Source organism: Amycolatopsis sp. NPDC104863, from assembly GCF_055582965.1.
Map to the genome: position 1 here is coordinate 1 of NZ_JBVJOW010000011.1, position 15,392 is coordinate 15,392.

Below are 15,392 nucleotides of genomic sequence, written 5' to 3' on the forward strand. Positions count from 1 at the left end.
ATCACCGCCCACGCTTTGTCCGTGAGCTCACCGCGACCAACCACCCAGCACAACTACCAGAGGTCCAGCTCAACCGCTTACAGGACACGCCCTAGCCGACGCCTTCGGGAGCGGCGCCGGCGGCGATCAGACCAATGCGTCAGTCTTCCCGGCCAACGAAACCCCCAAATACGTCTTTGACAGTCGTGGCAGACTCGCACCGTGCCCTACGACCACCTGCGTGTCCTGGCCCACCCGCTGCGCATGCGCATCCTGTCCCTCCTGACGGGCACGGCGATGAGCGCGGCCGAAGCGGCGCGAGAGCTGGACGACACGCAGGCCAACATCAGCTACCACTTGCGCCGCCTGCACGAAGCGGGCCTGGTGGCGGTGGCCGAGGAGGTCCAGATCCGCGGCGGCCGGGCGAAGCGCTACCGCCACCACCCGGACTCGGGCCGCCGCCTGACGCGCCACGACCCGGCGGAGGAGCAGCTCTTGACGAAGGCCATCGCGGGCGAGCTGCTCCGGCGGGCGAGTTCCCGTGCGGCGGATCGCCCGGCATCGCTGACGGACGCGGAGCTGTGGGTGGACCCGGCGGTCTGGGCGGGGTTGCTCGAGCGGGCGACGGCGTTGAGCCAAGAGCTGCACGACGCGGCGCAGCCACCGCGAACCCCGGGGACGGTGCGGGTCAGCGCAAGCGTGGCCCTGTTCGAACTGGGCGAACCGCCGTGAGCGCGCGGCCTGGGAGGTACGACGCCGGTGCCCGTCGGCGCGCTCGCGGAGCGGCTAGAGCATCTCTATTGGCCGTCGTCGCGGCGAAGCGGCTACGCCCGCGTCCGCGACCAACCACAAGCAGCCGCGTGAACGCTCGTTAACCGAGCCACCTGAACCCCGCCGCCAAGCTTCGCGCGAATCCTCTTGTCCCGCCGGTCGTCACCCTCGCCGTCGAGTTGTCACCCACGCCCCCGGAGCTTCTCCCATGAACCCACTGCTCGCCCCGCTACGCGAGACCCGCTTCCGCGCCCTCGTCACCGGCCGGACGTTCGCCGACTTCGCCAACGCCGTCGCGCCCTTTGCACTGGCCTTCGCGGTTGTCGATCTGACCGGGTCGGCCGTTGATCTCGGGATCGTCGTCGGGGCGCGGTCGATCGCCAACGTTTTGCTCGTGCTGTTCGGCGGCATGCTGGCCGATCGGCTGCCGCGGTCGGTGATCCTGCAGGGCACCGAAACCGCCGCCGCGCTCACCCAGGCCGCCATCGCCGCTAGCGTCCTTTGTGGATTCGCCTCGATCCCGCTGCTGGTCGGGCTCAGCCTGCTCAACGGCGCCGTCTCGGCGATCTCCCTGCCCGCAGCCGCCTCGCTCACGCCGTTGACGGTGCCTTCCCCGTTGCTCGCCCAGGCGAACGCGCTGGTCCGGCTGCTGTCGAACGTCGGCCGCATCGCCGGCGCCGGGCTCGCCGGGATCCTCGTCGCCTTCGTCGGCTCCGGCTGGGCGCTCGCCGGGAACGCCGTGCTGTTCCTCGCCGCCGCGCTGTCGTACCGCCGGATCCGGCTGCCGCGCGGAGAGCGGATCCCGGGCAGCCGTCCGCTCGCCGAGCTCGCCGTGGGTTGGCACGAGTTCCGCGCCCGCTCGTGGGTGTGGCTGGTGGTGCTGCAGTTCATGGTGGTCAACGCCGTGAACGCGGGCGCGCTCCTGGTGATCGGCCCGCTCGTCGCCGACGAGACCTTCGGCCGCACCGGCTGGGGCCTCGCACTGGCCGTGCAGACCGCGGGGTCACTGCTCGGCGGCATCGTCGCCGCACGCTGGCAACCGCGGCGGATGCTCCTGATCGGCGTCGCACTGGTCATGGTCGACGCGCTGCCGATGCTCGCCCTCGGCGAGACGCCGTACCTGCTGCCGCTGTTGTTCGCGATGTTCCTGTCCGGGATCGCGATCGAGCAGTTCTCCGTCGCGTGGGACGTGTCCCTGCAGGAGAACATCCCGCCCGCCAAGCTCGCCCGCGTCTACTCCTACGACATGCTCGGCTCGTTCGTCGCGATGCCGCTCGGCCAGATCAGCGCCGGTCCCCTAGCCGAAGCCGCCGGCCACGAGGCAACACTGCTCGGCGGCGCGGCCCTGGTCGTCGCCACGACGGCGCTGGTGCTGGTCAACCCGCAGGTGCGCGGCCTGGTCCGCCACGCACCGATCAGCTCGGGCGAACCAGGATGAAGTTCAGCAGGCTCGCACTGAAGACGACATCGTCCCCCGCGTCGACGAGCTCGACGTGCGTGCGCACCAGCCCACGATCCGGCTTCGAGCGGGAGAGCCGCGCCTCGGTGACGGTCGCCCGCAACCGCAACACGGCCCCCGGCCGCACCGGACGCGGCCACCGCAGCTCGTCGACGCCCGGGCTCCCCAGACTGGACACAGTGGACAGGTAGTGGTCAGCGTAGAGCCGCATCATCAGGCTGGCGGTGTGCCAGCCACTGGCGATCAGCCCGCCGAACGGCCCCTCGGCCGCGGCGGCCGCGTCGGTGTGGAAGCTCTGCGGGTCGTAGCGCCGGGCGAATTCGAGGATCTCGGTCTCGGTGACCTCAACGCTGCCGCAGTCGTAGGTCGTGCCCTGGACGTAGTCCTCGAAGTAGCGATCGCTCGTCATGGCCGCAGCGTGCCACAGACGAAAGGCTCAGGATCGATTGCTCCCACGGCACGCGGTTGTCCCCACCCTCAGCCGGTTGTGGACAACTCCGGCGCGAAACCCCCGAAAAGCCAGAACCGCCCACACCGCCCGATAGACTGGCCAGGGGGCCGACCCCCGGGATAGGGCGGGCCCTGGCCGGGATCGCTCAAGCGCGAGAGGTGCACTCGCTTTGGCCACATAGAGCTGCTGGCTCGGGTCGCGGAGAGCTGCAGGTTCGCCCGGCGCGAGAGCTGCTCCGGTCAACGTCCCGCGCGAGGTTCCGGCGTCAGGTCGCGGTGGCCGTCGAGGCGCCACCAGTTCTCCAGCGTCTCGCGCAACGCCTTCAGCAACTCGCCGCCCGTCTCCAGCGGGACCAGCGCCGCCTTGCCGTCGTCCACCCGGACCGCTGCCGCCAGGCGGTCGCCCTGCTCGATCAGGCCGACCACCACCCGGGTTGGCTGTCCGGCCGCGTCTACCGTGGGAATGGCTCGTTCGTACCGCCAGCCTGGAGCGTTCACCCGGCCGACAGTGGCACAGCTTTCTCCGCGACGGCCCGGGTTTCACCCTCAAGTGTGGTCAGGCGGGCGCCCAGGGCCGGACTTCCTCCAGGAGCTTCGCCACGGCCAGCACGAGGTCGTCCGAGTGGCGCGGACCGACGATCTGCAGGCCCACCGGCAGCCCCGTGGACGTGCGCCCGGCCGGGACGCTGATCGCCGGCTGCTGCGTCATGTTGAACGGGTACGTGAACGGCGTCCACTCCGGCCACTCGCTCAGCCCGCTGCCCGGCGGCACGTTGTGCCCGGCTTCGAACGCAGCGATCGGGATCGTCGGGGTGATCAGCACGTCGTAGCGCGTGTGGAACTCGCCCATCAGGATGCCCAGCGCTGCTCGCTCGGCCGTGGCGTCGAGGTAGTCGCTCGCGCTCCACGTCTTGCCCAGCTCCCAGACCTTCCGCAGGCCCGGGTCGGTCCGGTCCTCGGAGCCCGGCGGGAACGAATCGAGCAGCTTCGCCGCACCCGACGACCACAGGACGTCGAACGCCGGCTTCGGGTCGGCGAACCCCGGGTCGGTCTCCTCGATGTGCAGCCCCGCGTCGCTCAGCGCGCGCACCGCCGCCGCGACGATCTCGGCGATCTCCGGGTCGACGTCGACATACCCGAGCGTCGGCGAGAAGGCGGCGATCAGGCCGCGCACGTCCCGCCGGACCGCCTCGCGGAACGACGTCACCGGCGGCGCCAGCGCGGCCGGGTCACGGTGGTCGGGCATCGACAGCACGTCCAGCAGCAGCGCGGTGTCGTCCACCGACCGCGCCATCGGTCCGGCGTGCGACAGCGGCCCGAACGGGCTCGCCGGGTAGAGCGGGATCCGGCCGTGGGTCGGCTTGAGCCCGACGATCCCGCAGAACGACGCCGGGATCCGCACCGAGCCACCGCCGTCGGTGCCGACCGACAGCTCGCCCATCCCCGCCGCGACGGCCGCGGCACTGCCGCCGCTCGAGCCCCCCGAGGTCTTCGACGGGTCGACCGGGTTGCGCGTGATGCCCTGCAGCGGGCTGTCGGTGACGCCCTTCCAGGCGATCTCGGGCGTGGTCGTCTTGCCGAGCAGCACCAGGCCGGCCTCACGCATGCGCGCGGCGACCGGGCTGTCGACGTCCCACGGCTGATCCGGGCTGATGCTCTTCGAACCCCGGACGGTCGGCCACCCCTGCGTGAGGAACATGTCCTTGATCGAGGACGGCACGCCGTCGAGCAGGCCGATCGGGTTGCCGTCCCGCCAGCGGATCTCGGACGCCTTGGCCTGTTCGAGCGCCCCGTCGGCGTCGACGAGGCAGTAGGCGTTGCACTCGCCGTCCCGGTCCTCGATGGCCTGCAGCGCGTTTTGCGTCGCCTCGACCGGCGAGAGTTCGCCGGTCGCGTACGCGGCGACGAGCTCGCTGGCGGTCAGCATCCTGTCGTTCATCCGGCTCCCTGGTTCCCCGACGGCACGTAGCCGAGCGACTTGTCGACGACATTGCGCAGCGGCTCCCCAGCGCGCCAGCGGCGGAAGTTCTCGGCGAACACCTCGACCAGCGTGTTCCGCCAGCCGATGAAGTCCCCGGACATGTGCGGTGAGACCAGCACGTCCGGCATGCGCCAAAGCGGGCTCTCCGCGGGCAGCGGCTCGGTGTCGAAGACGTCGAGCGCCGCGCCGGCGATGGTCTTGTCCGCGAGCGCCGCGACCAGGTCCGAGGTGACCACCAGCTCGCCCCGCCCGACGTTCACGAACCGCGCGGACGGCTTCATCGCGGCGAACGCACGCGCGTCGAACATGCCTTTGGTGTGCTCGGTCAGCGGTGCGACGGCGACGACGTAGTCAGCGTGCGGCAGAAACTCGGTGAGCCGCGAAGACTCGTGCACGACGCCGAAGTCAGGGTCGCCGGTACGCTCCCGCCGGCCTGCGCCACTGACCCGCATCCTTGCGGCGCGCAGCAGCCGCGCGATCGCCCGGCCGATCGGCCCAGTGCCGACGACCACCACCTCGCGCCCGGCGATGCGCTCGCTCTCGCGGTGCTGCCAGCGACCCGCGAGCTGCAGGTCGCGAGACTTCGCGAAGTCCTTCGCGAACGCCAGGACGACACCCAGGACATACTCCGCGATGGCGTCGTCGAAGACTCCGCGCGAGTTCGTGAGGACGACGTCGCTCTCGACCAGCCCGGGGAACAGCACCGGGTCGACGCCCGCGCTGGCGATGTGCAGCCAGCGCAGCCGGTCGGCGGCGTGCCAGGCGCCCGGCACCGCCGTGGAGAGGAAGTCGTAGACGAAGAGTGCATCCGCTCCGGCCAGCGCATCTGCGAGGCCGGCCGCGTCCGTGTAACGCACAACCGCCCCGGATTCGACAGCACGCATGTCCGGTGGACGGTGCTCGCCGCAGAGCACGGCCAGGACGGGAGTTTCCCGGTTTTCCGAGGCGATCACGTTGACACGGTAAAAGCGGCTCGTATGATTGTCAACAATCCGAGGAATGACCCCCGGAGCACCGGACGTGTCAAGTTCAGACGTATTCCGGAGGCTGAGCCTTGGATTTCGACTTCCTGGCGTTCGACGGCCCGCTGGCGCAACGCGGCATCGGGGTCATCGCGCCCTTCGACCTCGCACTGGAGCGCGAGCTCTGGCGATGGGTGCCGATGGAGGTGTCGCTGCACCTCGCCCGGACGCCGTACGAGCCCGTGCCGGTGAGCATGGAGATGGCACGTCTCGTCAGCGACAGCCACCACCTGGCCGGCGCCACCCGCGACGTGCTGCACGTCGAGCCCGAGGTGGTCGCCTATCTCTGCACGTCGGGCAGCTTCGTCAACGGCGTCGACTACGAGCGCTCCCTGACCAAGGCGATCTGCGACGCAGGCGCACCGGACGCGGTCACCACCTCGGGTGCGCTCGCAGAGGTGCTGCACCAGCTCGACCTGCACCGTGTGTCGGTGCTGACGCCCTACGACGCCGACCTGACCGCAGCTCTGCACGACTTCCTGGGCGAACTGAACGTCGAGACGGTGGCCAGCGACCACCTCGGGCTGGGCGGCGGCATCTGGAAGGTCAGCTACCGGACGATCGCCGAGCGCATCCTCGCCGCCGACCACGGCGACGCCGAGGCGATCTTCGTCAGCTGCACCAACCTCCCGACCTACGACCTGATCGAGCCGCTGGAAGCTGCGCTCGGCAAGCCGGTGCTCACGGCCAACCAGCTGACCATGTGGGCGTGCCTGCGCCGGATGAACCTGCCGATCGTCGGACCCGGGAAGTGGCTTCGTGACGTGTCGTGAAGGATTTCCTTGACCGGCCCTCTAGGATTGTCGACAATTTGCGTCCCTCCGGAGGTTTCGTGACCACCATCGGTTTCATCTACCCCGACCACGCGGCCGAAGACGACTACCCGCTGGCCGAGCAGCTGCTCGGCGGCGCGGCGGCCGACGAGGGCGACATCCGGCTGGCGGTCGAGCACATCTACGGCACCGACAAGCACGCGGTCGCCGAACTGCTCGACCTCGGCAGCGAAGCCCGTCTCGCCGACGGCGCCGCCCTCCTCGGGAAGCACGAACCGGACGCGGTCGTCTGGGCGTGCACCAGCGGCAGCTTCGTCTACGGCTGGGACGGCGCGCGCGACCAGGCCGACCGCCTCGCCGCCGTCGCCGGGGTGCCGGCCTCCAGCACCTCTTTCGCGTTCGTGCACGCCGCGCGTGCTCTGAACGTCAAGCGGGTCGCCGTCGCCGCGAGCTACCCGGACGACATCGCCCAGCTGTTCGTGGACTTCCTCAAAGCTGGTGGCGTCGAAGTCGTCGCAATGGCCAGCGCCGACATCATCACCGCCGCGGAGGTCGGCTCGATGACGCCGGAGGCCGTCATTGAACTCGCCGTCAGCCACGACCACCCGGACGCCGACGCCGTGCTGGTGCCGGACACCGCGATGCGGACCCTCCAGGAGATCAACGCCGTCGAGTTCGCGCTGAAGAAGCCCGTTCTGACCGCGAACCAGGTCACCGTCTGGGAAGGCCTGCGCCTGACCGGGCAGCACCGGCTCGTCCGCTCGCTCGGTGCGCTCTTCCGGCATCTGCCGGACGGGAGCGCCTGAGATGGCCCTGCCACCGGGCATGCTGCCCGAGATCGAGCCGGTGAGCCGCGAGTCGACGGCCGCGGTCATCGCGCGTCAGCTGCGCGACGCGATCATGACCGGCGCCCTCCCGCCGGGCACCCAGCTCGGCGAAACCGAGCTGGCCTCACGGTTCCAGGTGTCACGGGGGCCACTCCGGGAAGCGATGCAGCACCTGGTATCCGAAGGCCTCCTGCGCAGCGAGCGGCACCGTGGGCTGTTCGTGATCGACCTCGAGCCCGGCGACGTCTACGACATCTACGCCGCCCGCTCTGCGATCGAACGCGCCGCGATGATTCGCGCCGTGCGTGGCGGGGAACGGGACCGGATCGCGGACGTCCTCGAGCACACCGTCACGGAGATGGCGACGGCCGCGAGCGAAGACGACCCGAGCGCGCTTTCCACGGCGGACCTCAAGTTCCACGAGGCCCTCATCAACGCCTCCGGCAGCAAACGGCTCGTCCGGATGGCCCGGACCCTGCTCATCGAGACGCGGATGTGCCTGACCGCGCTTCAGAGCACCTACCAGCGGGTCGAGGAACGGGTGGAGGAGCACACGAAGCTCATCCAGGCCCTGCGCGACGGCGACGAGGAGACGGCGCTGGCCCTGCTCGACTCGCACATGGAGGACGCGGTTCAGCGGCTCGCGCCGGGGACGAGCCTCAAGGAGGGGCAAGCCCCGCCGGTGCCGGGAAACGCGGGATCGGAGCGCCGACGCCCGTGATCTGACGGCCGACACGCGTGATCGCAGAGCCGACATGCGTGGTTGCGAGGTCGGCACACGCACCCGGACGAACGGTTCGCGTGCCGGAACGGATGACGCGCGCACCCGGACGGTCTTTTCGCGCACCGGAAAGAACGGCACGCGTACCTGGACGGACGGCACCGGTATCGGGAAGCAGCCCACAGGCACGCCGCACCCGCAGTCAGCGCGCATGACGGACTCCCAGGACCGGCTGGCCACCGCGGCCGTCACGGAAATCCGCGGACCACGGGAAACGGCCCTCCGGATCCGCGTACACCAGTTGCAGCGCGCGGACTCCCGGGCCGTACAGCGCCACCGCGAACACCAGGTGCGCGGACGGCTCCGTGACCGGAACGACCTCGATCGGCGGTTTGCCGCGCAACACAACGGATTCTCCCGGCGAGGGCGGCGTTGCGTGCAGCGCGTGCAAAGCCATGTCGTTGAGCAGTTGCGCGGCCTCCGGCACGGGCAGGCCGGTCACGACCAGTTCGGGCAGGCCGTACCCGCTGAGGCCGATGGTGTAGGCCCACGGCGGGTACAGCCCGCTCCCTTCCACGCCTTGCACAAGCCAGCCCCGGTCGGCCACGCCGTCCCGAAGCCGTTCCACGTACCCGGATCTGTCCGGGTCCTCGCATTGCCGGCACATCGGTGCCTCCTCCCCCTTGGTGGACTTGGGGCCACCGTGCCGGAGGGCACCGACAAAAACTCAGCCCAGCGCTTCGGCCACCGCCGTGCCGAGCCGTTCTGTGGTATGCGTGCCGCCGAGGTCGGGGGTCCGCACGCGGCCCTCGTCGAGCACCCGGTCCACCGCGGTCCGGATCGCTTGCGCGGCAACGGTTTCGCCCAGGTGTTCGACCAGCATCGCGGCCGCCAGGATCTGCGCCACGGGGTTGGCGATCCCCTGCCCCGCGATGTCCGGAGCACTCCCGTGGACGGCCTCGAACATCGACGGGAATTCACCCGATGGGTTGATGTTGCCCGACGGCGCCATGCCGAGTCCGCCGGTGATCGCGGCCGCGAGGTCGCTCAGGATGTCGCCGAAGAGGTTCGACCCCACGATGACGTCGAGTCGGTCCGGCGCCTGGACCATCCGCGCCGCCAAGGCATCCACGTGCATCTGTTCACTGTGGACATCCGAATACCCGGCCGCGACCTCGGCGAAGATCTCGTCCCAGAAGGGCATCGAGTGGATGAGCCCGTTGGACTTCGTCGCCGAGCAGACGCGCAAAGACCGCGTCTGCGCCAGCTCGAACGCGTACCGGATGATCCGTTCGACACCGACGCGCGTGAAGACCGACTCCTGCAGCACGAACTCGTCGGGACGCCCGGCGTTGTGCCGCCCGCCGATCGCGGAGTACTCCCCTTCGGAGTTCTCGCGGACGATGACCAGCTCCAGCTCCTCGGCCTTCCGGCCGGCCAGCACGGACGTCGTGCCCGGCAGCAGCCGCACCGGACGCAGGTTGACGTACTGCTGGAACGCGCGCCGCAGCGGGATCAGCAGGCCCCACAATGAAACGTGGTCCGGGACACCGGGGAAGCCGACCGCGCCGAGCAGGATGCCGTCGAACGCCGAGAGCTGCTCGACGCCGTCGTCCGGCATCATCGCGCCGAGCTGGGCGTACCGCTCGCAGCTCCAGTCGAACCCCGTCCATTCCAAGGAGAAGCCGAAGAGCGCGGAAGCCCGGTCGAGGATCTTGCGGGCCTCGACCGTGACGTCCACGCCGATCCCGTCGCCGGGGATGCTCGCGATGCGGTAGGAGCTCACAGGGCCACCGCGATGTACTTGGTCTCGAGGAACTCCTCGATGCCGACCGTGCCGCCTTCGCGACCGAGCCCGGACTGCTTGATCCCGCCGAACGGCGCCGCCGGGTTCGACACGATGCCCTGGTTGAGCCCGATCATGCCGGCTTCGAGCGCCTCGGAGACGCGCAGCGCGCGCTTGAGGTCGCTGGTGTAGACGTAGGAGACCAAGCCGAACTCGGTGTCGTTCGCCTTCGTCACCGCCTCTTCTTCGGTGTCGAACGGCGTGATCGGGGCGACCGGCCCGAAGATCTCCTCGTGCGTCAGCCGCGCCTCCTGCGGAACGTCGGTGAGCACGGTGGCCTGGTAGAAGTGGCCCGGACCGTCGACGCCGGAGCCGCCGGTGAGCACCTTCGCGCCGCGGTCGGTGGCGTCCTTGACCAGCTCCGTCACCTTTTCGACGGCCTTGCCGTCGATCAGCGGTCCGACCACGACGTCCTTCTCCGTGCCGCGGCCCATCGGCAGGGCTTGCATGCGCTCGGTCAGCCGCCGGGAGAACTCTTCGACGACGCCGCGCTGCACGTAGAACCGGTTGGCGGCGGTGCAGGCCTCGCCGATGTTGCGCATCTTCGCCTGCATCGCGCCGTCGATGGCCGCGTCCATGTCGGCGTCGTCGAAGACCAGGAACGGCGCGTTGCCGCCCAGCTCCATCGACGTCCGCAGCACCTTGTCGGCGCACTGCTCCAGCAGCTTCCGGCCGACTCCGGTGGACCCGGTGAACGAGAGCTTGCGCGCCCGCCCGTCGCGGATCAGCGGCTCCATCACGCCGCCGGAGTCGCTGGTGGTGATGACGTTGAGCACGCCTTCGGGCAGTCCGGCCTCGGCGAGGATGCCGGCCAGCGCGAGCATCGACAGCGGCGTCTGCGCAGCCGGCTTGATCACCGAAGTGCAGCCCGCGGCGATGGCCGGGCCGATCTTGCGGGTGCCCATCGCCATCGGGAAGTTCCACGGCGTGATCAGCAGGGTCGGCCCGACCGGCTGCTTGGTGATGAGGAACCGGCCCGTTCCGTTCGGGGCGGTCGCGAAGCCGCCGTCGATCCGGACGGCCTCCTCGGCGAACCAGCGGAAGAACTCGGCGGCGTAGGCGATCTCGCCCTTCGACTCGGCGAGCGGCTTGCCCATCTCGAGGGTCATGAGCAGGCCGAGCTCGTCCTGGCGCTGCATCAGCAGCTCGTACGCCCGGCGCAGGATCTCTCCGCGCTCCCGCGGCGCCATTTTCGCGAAGTCCGCTTGGGCGGCGACGGCGGCATCCAGAGCTGCAACGCCGTCCGCCGGGGAGGCGTCGGCGACCTGGCACAGCTCTTTGCCGGTGGCCGGGTCGACCACCGGGAACGTCTTCCCGGACCCGGCGGCGACCCACTTGCCGCCGATGAACAGTTCCTTGCCGACCGCGTCGACGACGCCGGACTCGGTGCTCGCGCTCATCCCGACTGCTCCTCACGTGTTGTCCCGAGGGCCATGCTATGGATATTGTCAACAATCGACAACCCGCTCAACCGACCAAGGAGCACGCTGCCATGGCCCAGCTATCTCCGCTGCTCAAGCAGGCAACGCCCGTCGTGGTCGACCACGGTGAAGGGGTTTACCTCTACGACGTCGACGGCAAACGCCACCTCGACTTCACCGCCGGCATCGGCGTGACGAGCACCGGGCACTGTCACCCGCACGTCGTGCGCGCGGCACAGGAGCAGATCGGCAAGCTCGTCCACGGGCAGTACACGACCGTGATGCACCAGCCCCTGCTCGAGCTGACGAAACGGCTCGGCGAGGTCCTGCCGAGCGGGCTCGACTCGCTCTTCTACTCGAACTCGGGCAGCGAAGCCGTCGAAGCTGCGTTGCGGCTTTCGCGGCAGGCGACAAAACGTCCGAATGTCATCGTCATGCAGGGCGGCTTCCACGGCCGGACCGTCGCGGCGGCGTCGATGACGACGTCCGGAACGCGGTTCAGCGCCGGCATCGGCCCTCTGATGGCGGGCGTGCACGTCGCGCCGTTCCCCTACGCCTACCACTACGGCTGGGACGAGCAGACCGCGACGAAGTTCGCGCTGCGAGAGCTGGACTACCTGTTCCAGACGGTCAGCGCGCCCAACGAGACCGCTGCGATCTTCGTCGAGCCCGTGCTCGGCGAGGGCGGGTACGTCCCGGCGAACACCGAGTTCATGGCCGGCCTGCGCGAGCGCGCGGACCGGCACGGGATCCTGCTCGTCGTCGACGAGATCCAGACCGGTTTCGGCCGCACCGGGAAGTTCTGGGGGCACGACCACTTCGACGTCTCCCCCGACATCGTGCTCATCGCGAAAGGCCTGGCCAGCGGCTTCCCGCTGTCTGGCATCGCCGCTTCGCAGGAGCTGATGGCGAAGGCGCTCCCGGGTTCGCAGGGCGGCACGTACGGCGGCAACGCCGTCTCGTGCGCCGCGGCGATCGCGACGCTCGAGGTCATCCAGCAGGAGAACCTGGTGGAGAACGCCGCCGAGCGCGGGCGCCAGCTGCTCGAAGGCGCGCGGGTGATCGCGGACAAGACGCCGGCGATCGGCGAGGTGCGGGGGCTCGGCCTGCTGGTCGGCTCGGAGTTCACCACCGCCGACGGCGAGCCGGACGCCGCGACCGCGGCCGCCGCGCAGCAGACCGCCGCCAAGAACGGGCTGCTGCTGCTCACCTGCGGGCCGTACATGAACGTCGTCCGCATGGTGCCGCCGCTGATCGTCAACGCCGAACAGGTCGACGACGCGCTGCGCACCTGGGGCGAGGTCGTCGCCTCCGTCACGGGGAGCTGAGCATGGCCCGGTACATCACGATCACCCTGGACAAGCGCGGGGTGACCTGCCGGGCAAGGCTGCTCGACGACGAGGCGCCGCGCACCTGCAAAGCGGTGTGGGACGCGTTGCCGCAGAGCGGCTCGGCCTATCACGCGAAGTACGCGCGCAACGAGGTCTACACGCTCGTGCCGCCGTTCGCGGAGCCGAAGCCCGGGCGCGAGAACCCGACGATCACGCCGATCCCGGGCGACGTCGTGTACTTCGGGTTCGAAGCCTGGGAGATCGGCAACCCCGCGTACGGCTACGACGAAGACAGCGAAGCGCACAGCGACCAGGGCGCGACCGACCTCGCGATCTTCTACGGGCGCAACAACCTGCTGATCAACGGGGACGCGGGCTGGGTGCCCGGCAACGTGTTCGCCACGATCGAGGAGGGCCTGGCCGAGATGGCGGCGGCCGCGCAGGACCTCTGGTTGCGGGGCGTCGAGGGCGAGACGCTCTCGTTCGCGCGAGCCTGAATCCTTTACCCGGCAAGGGGACGCCGGGTGCGGAACTCCGCACCCGGCGTCCCCTTTTTGCGTTGCCCGCCACCCGAAAGGGTGATCATCGCGAATTCACCTTTCGTGTCCGGTGATCACCACATCGAGCTACGCGAGTGCCCAGGATGCCGGATCAAGGTCGGAACTACCGACGGTGATATTCACCCCGCTCGCTACCTAGAGTGGTTGACCGCCAAAGCGGGCACCCCGGCGTCAAACACGAAGGGATTACGCGTTTAGCATGGGAAGATTCCGCGGTGGCGGCGTCGTTCAGGAATGGCTCTTTGACACCTCGCCAGCACGGTGAAAACCTGATTCCGCTCTCCACGGAGAGCACTCCAGGGAATCCATGAGTTATTCGACAAGGAGCCATTCCATGCAGATGTTCGCCCAGCACGCCCACTACTGCCACGACATCCTCACCGGCGCGCTGGCGCACCTGGCGCACGTTCTCGGCTGGCTCGTCTGACCCAGGCGGGAGCCGGACGCACGGCCGCGGGAAACCGCGGCCGGGCCGCTTTCACGCCAGCGCGTCCAAGCGCTGGAAATCGTCATCGGAAAGCGTGATTCCGACGGCGGCGCAGTTTTCTTCGAGGTGCGGAATCGAAGACGTTCCAGGAATGGGAACCACCACCGGTGAACGGCGCAGCAACCAGGCGAGGGACACCTGAGCGGGTGTCGCGCCGAGGCCGGCCGCGACCTTTCCGAGCACGCCGCCCGCCGTCGCGTGGTCACCCCGTGCGATCGGCAGCCACGGGACGAACGCGATCCCCTCGCGCTCGCAGTACTCGAGGACGTCGTCCGACGCGCGGTCCGTCAGGTTGTAGCGGTTCTGCACGCTCGCGATGGGCGTGATGGCCCGCACTTCGGCCAGCTGCGCCACACTGACCTCGGACAACCCGATCCGGGCGACCTTGCCCTCCATCCGCAGCCGGGCGAGCGCACCGATCTGGTCGGCGAGCGGCACCTGCGGGTCGAGGCGGTGCAGCTGCAGCAGCTCGAGCCGTTCAACGCGCAGCCGCCGCAGCGAGAGTTCCGCTTGCTGCCGCAGGTACTCAGGCCGGCCGAGCGGCACCCACTCGCCCCGGCTCGGGCGCGTGTGGCCGCACTTCGTCGCCACGAGCAGTCCCGGATAGGGGTGGAGCGCGTCGGCGAGCAGCTCTTCGTTCAATCCCAGGTCATAGGCGTCGGCGGTGTCGAAGAAGGTCACGCCGAGCTCGGCCGCGCGGCGCGCGACGGCAGCGGCGCCGTCGGGCACGTGGTCCCAATCCGTGAGCCGCATGGCGCCGAAACCCAGCCGCCGCACGGAAAAGCCGTCTTCGAAGGTGTGCGTCGATGTCATGCCGGGAAGCATCACCTGGCGCGGAGTCACCCACCAGAGATTTAGTCAGGACTAAATCCTCGTCTGTAATCGCCTGATCACCGGTTTCATCCGGATTTCATCAACCCTCCCTAGCGTCCGCCGCGGCAGTGATCAACTGACGGAGGGGACTGCGAAGTGAAGAGGTTGAAACGGCTTTCGCTGATCGGCGCCGCAGTGGCGGCGCTCGTCACCGGATTCGTCACCGCACCGGCCGCGCACGCCGAAGGCGCGCACTACTACATCCTGATCGGCGGCACCTGCAACGGGAACGCGGACCAGTACCAGGAACCGTGGCTGCGCGGCGGGATCCGCAAGGTCGTGAACTACCCGGCCGGCGCGTCCGGGCTCCCGGGACCGTGCGGCGCGACACCGATGGACCAGAGCGTCGCCATCGGCCGTGAGGAGGCGAAGCGCGTCGCCCAGGATTCGTTCAACGAGGACCCGGGCGGCGAGTTCACCGTCGTCGGGTACTCGCAGGGCGCGATCGTCGCGAACTTCCTGCTGAACGACATCGCGGACGGCGTCGTGAACGTCGACCGCGGCCACTTCAACGCGAAGCTGTACGCCGACCCGATGCAGCCGGTCGGCCCGCCCGGGCTCGGCATCAGCGCGGTGATCCCGGCCGGCGCGGGCGCGCCGTCGCCGTTCGGCGGGTACGTCTCGTTCGGCCCGGGCCGAACGGACTTCGGCGGCATCCCGTACATCCGCTACTGCATCCAGACCGACGGCGTCTGCCACTTCAACACGCCCGAGGCGCCGGGCGGCTACTTCGCCCAGCACTGGTGCTACGTCGAACGCCCGATCATGGCCGACACGCTCGCCGACGGGGTCTACACGAACTCGTCGATCGAGCTGCCGCGCCAGGACTGCCGGCCGCCCTGGCCGATCGGCTGAGTCGCTCCTCCGGGCGGGCGCCGGGTGCGGTGCCCG

General features: G+C 69.7%; 16 protein-coding genes. 8 read left to right on the forward strand and 8 right to left on the reverse strand.

Annotated elements, in window-relative coordinates; genetic code table 11:
- The first annotated feature begins 201 nt into the window (after positions 1-201).
- Both ACZ63J_RS43765 and ACZ63J_RS43770 read left to right on the forward strand, forming a co-directional pair.
- The gene (locus ACZ63J_RS43765; RefSeq protein WP_465402730.1) at positions 202-711 is read left to right on the forward strand and encodes an ArsR/SmtB family transcription factor; all 510 of its coding nucleotides are present in this window, start codon (positions 202-204) and stop codon (positions 709-711) included.
- A gap of 247 nt (positions 712-958) precedes the next feature.
- Positions 959-2,188, forward strand: a complete 1,230-nt coding sequence (locus ACZ63J_RS43770; protein WP_465402728.1) for an MFS transporter — start codon at positions 959-961, stop codon at positions 2,186-2,188.
- On the opposite strand, the gene ACZ63J_RS43775 is transcribed toward ACZ63J_RS43770, so the two are convergent.
- The 4 genes from ACZ63J_RS43775 to ACZ63J_RS43790 all read right to left on the reverse strand — a co-directional run bounded on the left by ACZ63J_RS43775 (position 2,166) and on the right by ACZ63J_RS43790 (position 5,593).
- Entirely contained in the window at positions 2,166-2,618 is a 453-nt protein-coding gene (locus ACZ63J_RS43775; RefSeq protein WP_465402726.1) for a MaoC family dehydratase, read from the reverse strand. The genes ACZ63J_RS43770 and ACZ63J_RS43775 overlap by 23 nt on opposite strands.
- 281 nt (positions 2,619-2,899) lie before the next feature.
- Positions 2,900-3,088 carry a hypothetical protein gene (locus tag ACZ63J_RS43780; RefSeq protein ID WP_465312760.1) on the reverse strand — a complete coding sequence of 63 codons (189 nt, stop codon included), beginning with the start codon at positions 3,086-3,088 and terminating at the stop codon, positions 2,900-2,902.
- Positions 3,089-3,215: 127 nt separating this feature from the next.
- Entirely contained in the window at positions 3,216-4,598 is a 1,383-nt protein-coding gene (locus tag ACZ63J_RS43785) for an amidase (RefSeq protein WP_465402724.1), read from the reverse strand.
- Complete coding sequence (locus ACZ63J_RS43790) at positions 4,595-5,593, reverse strand: D-2-hydroxyacid dehydrogenase (RefSeq protein ID WP_465402722.1); 999 nt, start codon at positions 5,591-5,593, stop codon at positions 4,595-4,597. The genes ACZ63J_RS43785 and ACZ63J_RS43790 overlap by 4 nt, the downstream gene beginning before the upstream one ends.
- Before the next feature lie 101 nt (positions 5,594-5,694).
- Between ACZ63J_RS43790 and ACZ63J_RS43795 the strand changes: the two genes are divergently transcribed.
- Genes ACZ63J_RS43795 through ACZ63J_RS43805 form a run of 3 tightly spaced genes read left to right on the forward strand, consistent with a single transcriptional unit; the run spans position 5,695 to position 7,983 of the window.
- Positions 5,695-6,435, forward strand: coding sequence for a maleate cis-trans isomerase family protein (locus tag ACZ63J_RS43795; protein ID WP_465402720.1), 741 nt, complete (start codon positions 5,695-5,697; stop codon positions 6,433-6,435).
- 59 nt (positions 6,436-6,494) lie between these two features.
- On the forward strand, positions 6,495-7,241 hold the full coding sequence (locus tag ACZ63J_RS43800) for a maleate cis-trans isomerase family protein (RefSeq protein WP_465402718.1): 747 nt from the start codon (positions 6,495-6,497) through the stop codon (positions 7,239-7,241).
- Position 7,242: 1 nt separating this feature from the next.
- A complete protein-coding gene (locus ACZ63J_RS43805; protein ID WP_465402716.1) occupies positions 7,243-7,983 on the forward strand; it encodes a GntR family transcriptional regulator in 741 nt (246 codons plus the stop codon).
- Positions 7,984-8,185: 202 nt separating this feature from the next.
- On the opposite strand, the gene ACZ63J_RS43810 is transcribed toward ACZ63J_RS43805, so the two are convergent.
- The 3 genes from ACZ63J_RS43810 to ACZ63J_RS43820 all read right to left on the reverse strand — a co-directional run bounded on the left by ACZ63J_RS43810 (position 8,186) and on the right by ACZ63J_RS43820 (position 11,229).
- Complete coding sequence (locus ACZ63J_RS43810; RefSeq protein ID WP_465402714.1) at positions 8,186-8,611, reverse strand: DUF4262 domain-containing protein; 426 nt, start codon at positions 8,609-8,611, stop codon at positions 8,186-8,188.
- Between the two features lie 99 nt (positions 8,612-8,710).
- Positions 8,711-9,769, reverse strand: coding sequence for a tartrate dehydrogenase (locus ACZ63J_RS43815; protein WP_465402712.1), 1,059 nt, complete (start codon positions 9,767-9,769; stop codon positions 8,711-8,713).
- A complete protein-coding gene (locus ACZ63J_RS43820; protein ID WP_465402710.1) occupies positions 9,766-11,229 on the reverse strand; it encodes an NAD-dependent succinate-semialdehyde dehydrogenase in 1,464 nt (487 codons plus the stop codon). The genes ACZ63J_RS43815 and ACZ63J_RS43820 overlap by 4 nt, the downstream gene beginning before the upstream one ends.
- A 92-nt stretch (positions 11,230-11,321) precedes the next feature.
- On the opposite strand from ACZ63J_RS43820, the gene ACZ63J_RS43825 reads away from it, so the two are divergent.
- On the forward strand, positions 11,322-12,578 hold the full coding sequence (locus ACZ63J_RS43825; protein WP_465402708.1) for an aspartate aminotransferase family protein: 1,257 nt from the start codon (positions 11,322-11,324) through the stop codon (positions 12,576-12,578).
- A gap of 2 nt (positions 12,579-12,580) precedes the next feature.
- Positions 12,581-13,078 (forward strand): DUF3830 family protein, encoded by a 498-nt coding sequence (locus ACZ63J_RS43830; protein WP_465312772.1) that lies wholly within the window; start codon positions 12,581-12,583, stop codon positions 13,076-13,078.
- Between the two features lie 541 nt (positions 13,079-13,619).
- Here ACZ63J_RS43830 and ACZ63J_RS43835 read toward each other — a convergent pair.
- On the reverse strand, positions 13,620-14,441 hold the full coding sequence (locus tag ACZ63J_RS43835) for an aldo/keto reductase (protein ID WP_465402750.1): 822 nt from the start codon (positions 14,439-14,441) through the stop codon (positions 13,620-13,622).
- A gap of 156 nt (positions 14,442-14,597) precedes the next feature.
- On the opposite strand from ACZ63J_RS43835, the gene ACZ63J_RS43840 reads away from it, so the two are divergent.
- Complete coding sequence (locus ACZ63J_RS43840; RefSeq protein ID WP_465402706.1) at positions 14,598-15,356, forward strand: PE-PPE domain-containing protein; 759 nt, start codon at positions 14,598-14,600, stop codon at positions 15,354-15,356.
- Positions 15,357-15,392 lie beyond the last annotated feature (36 nt).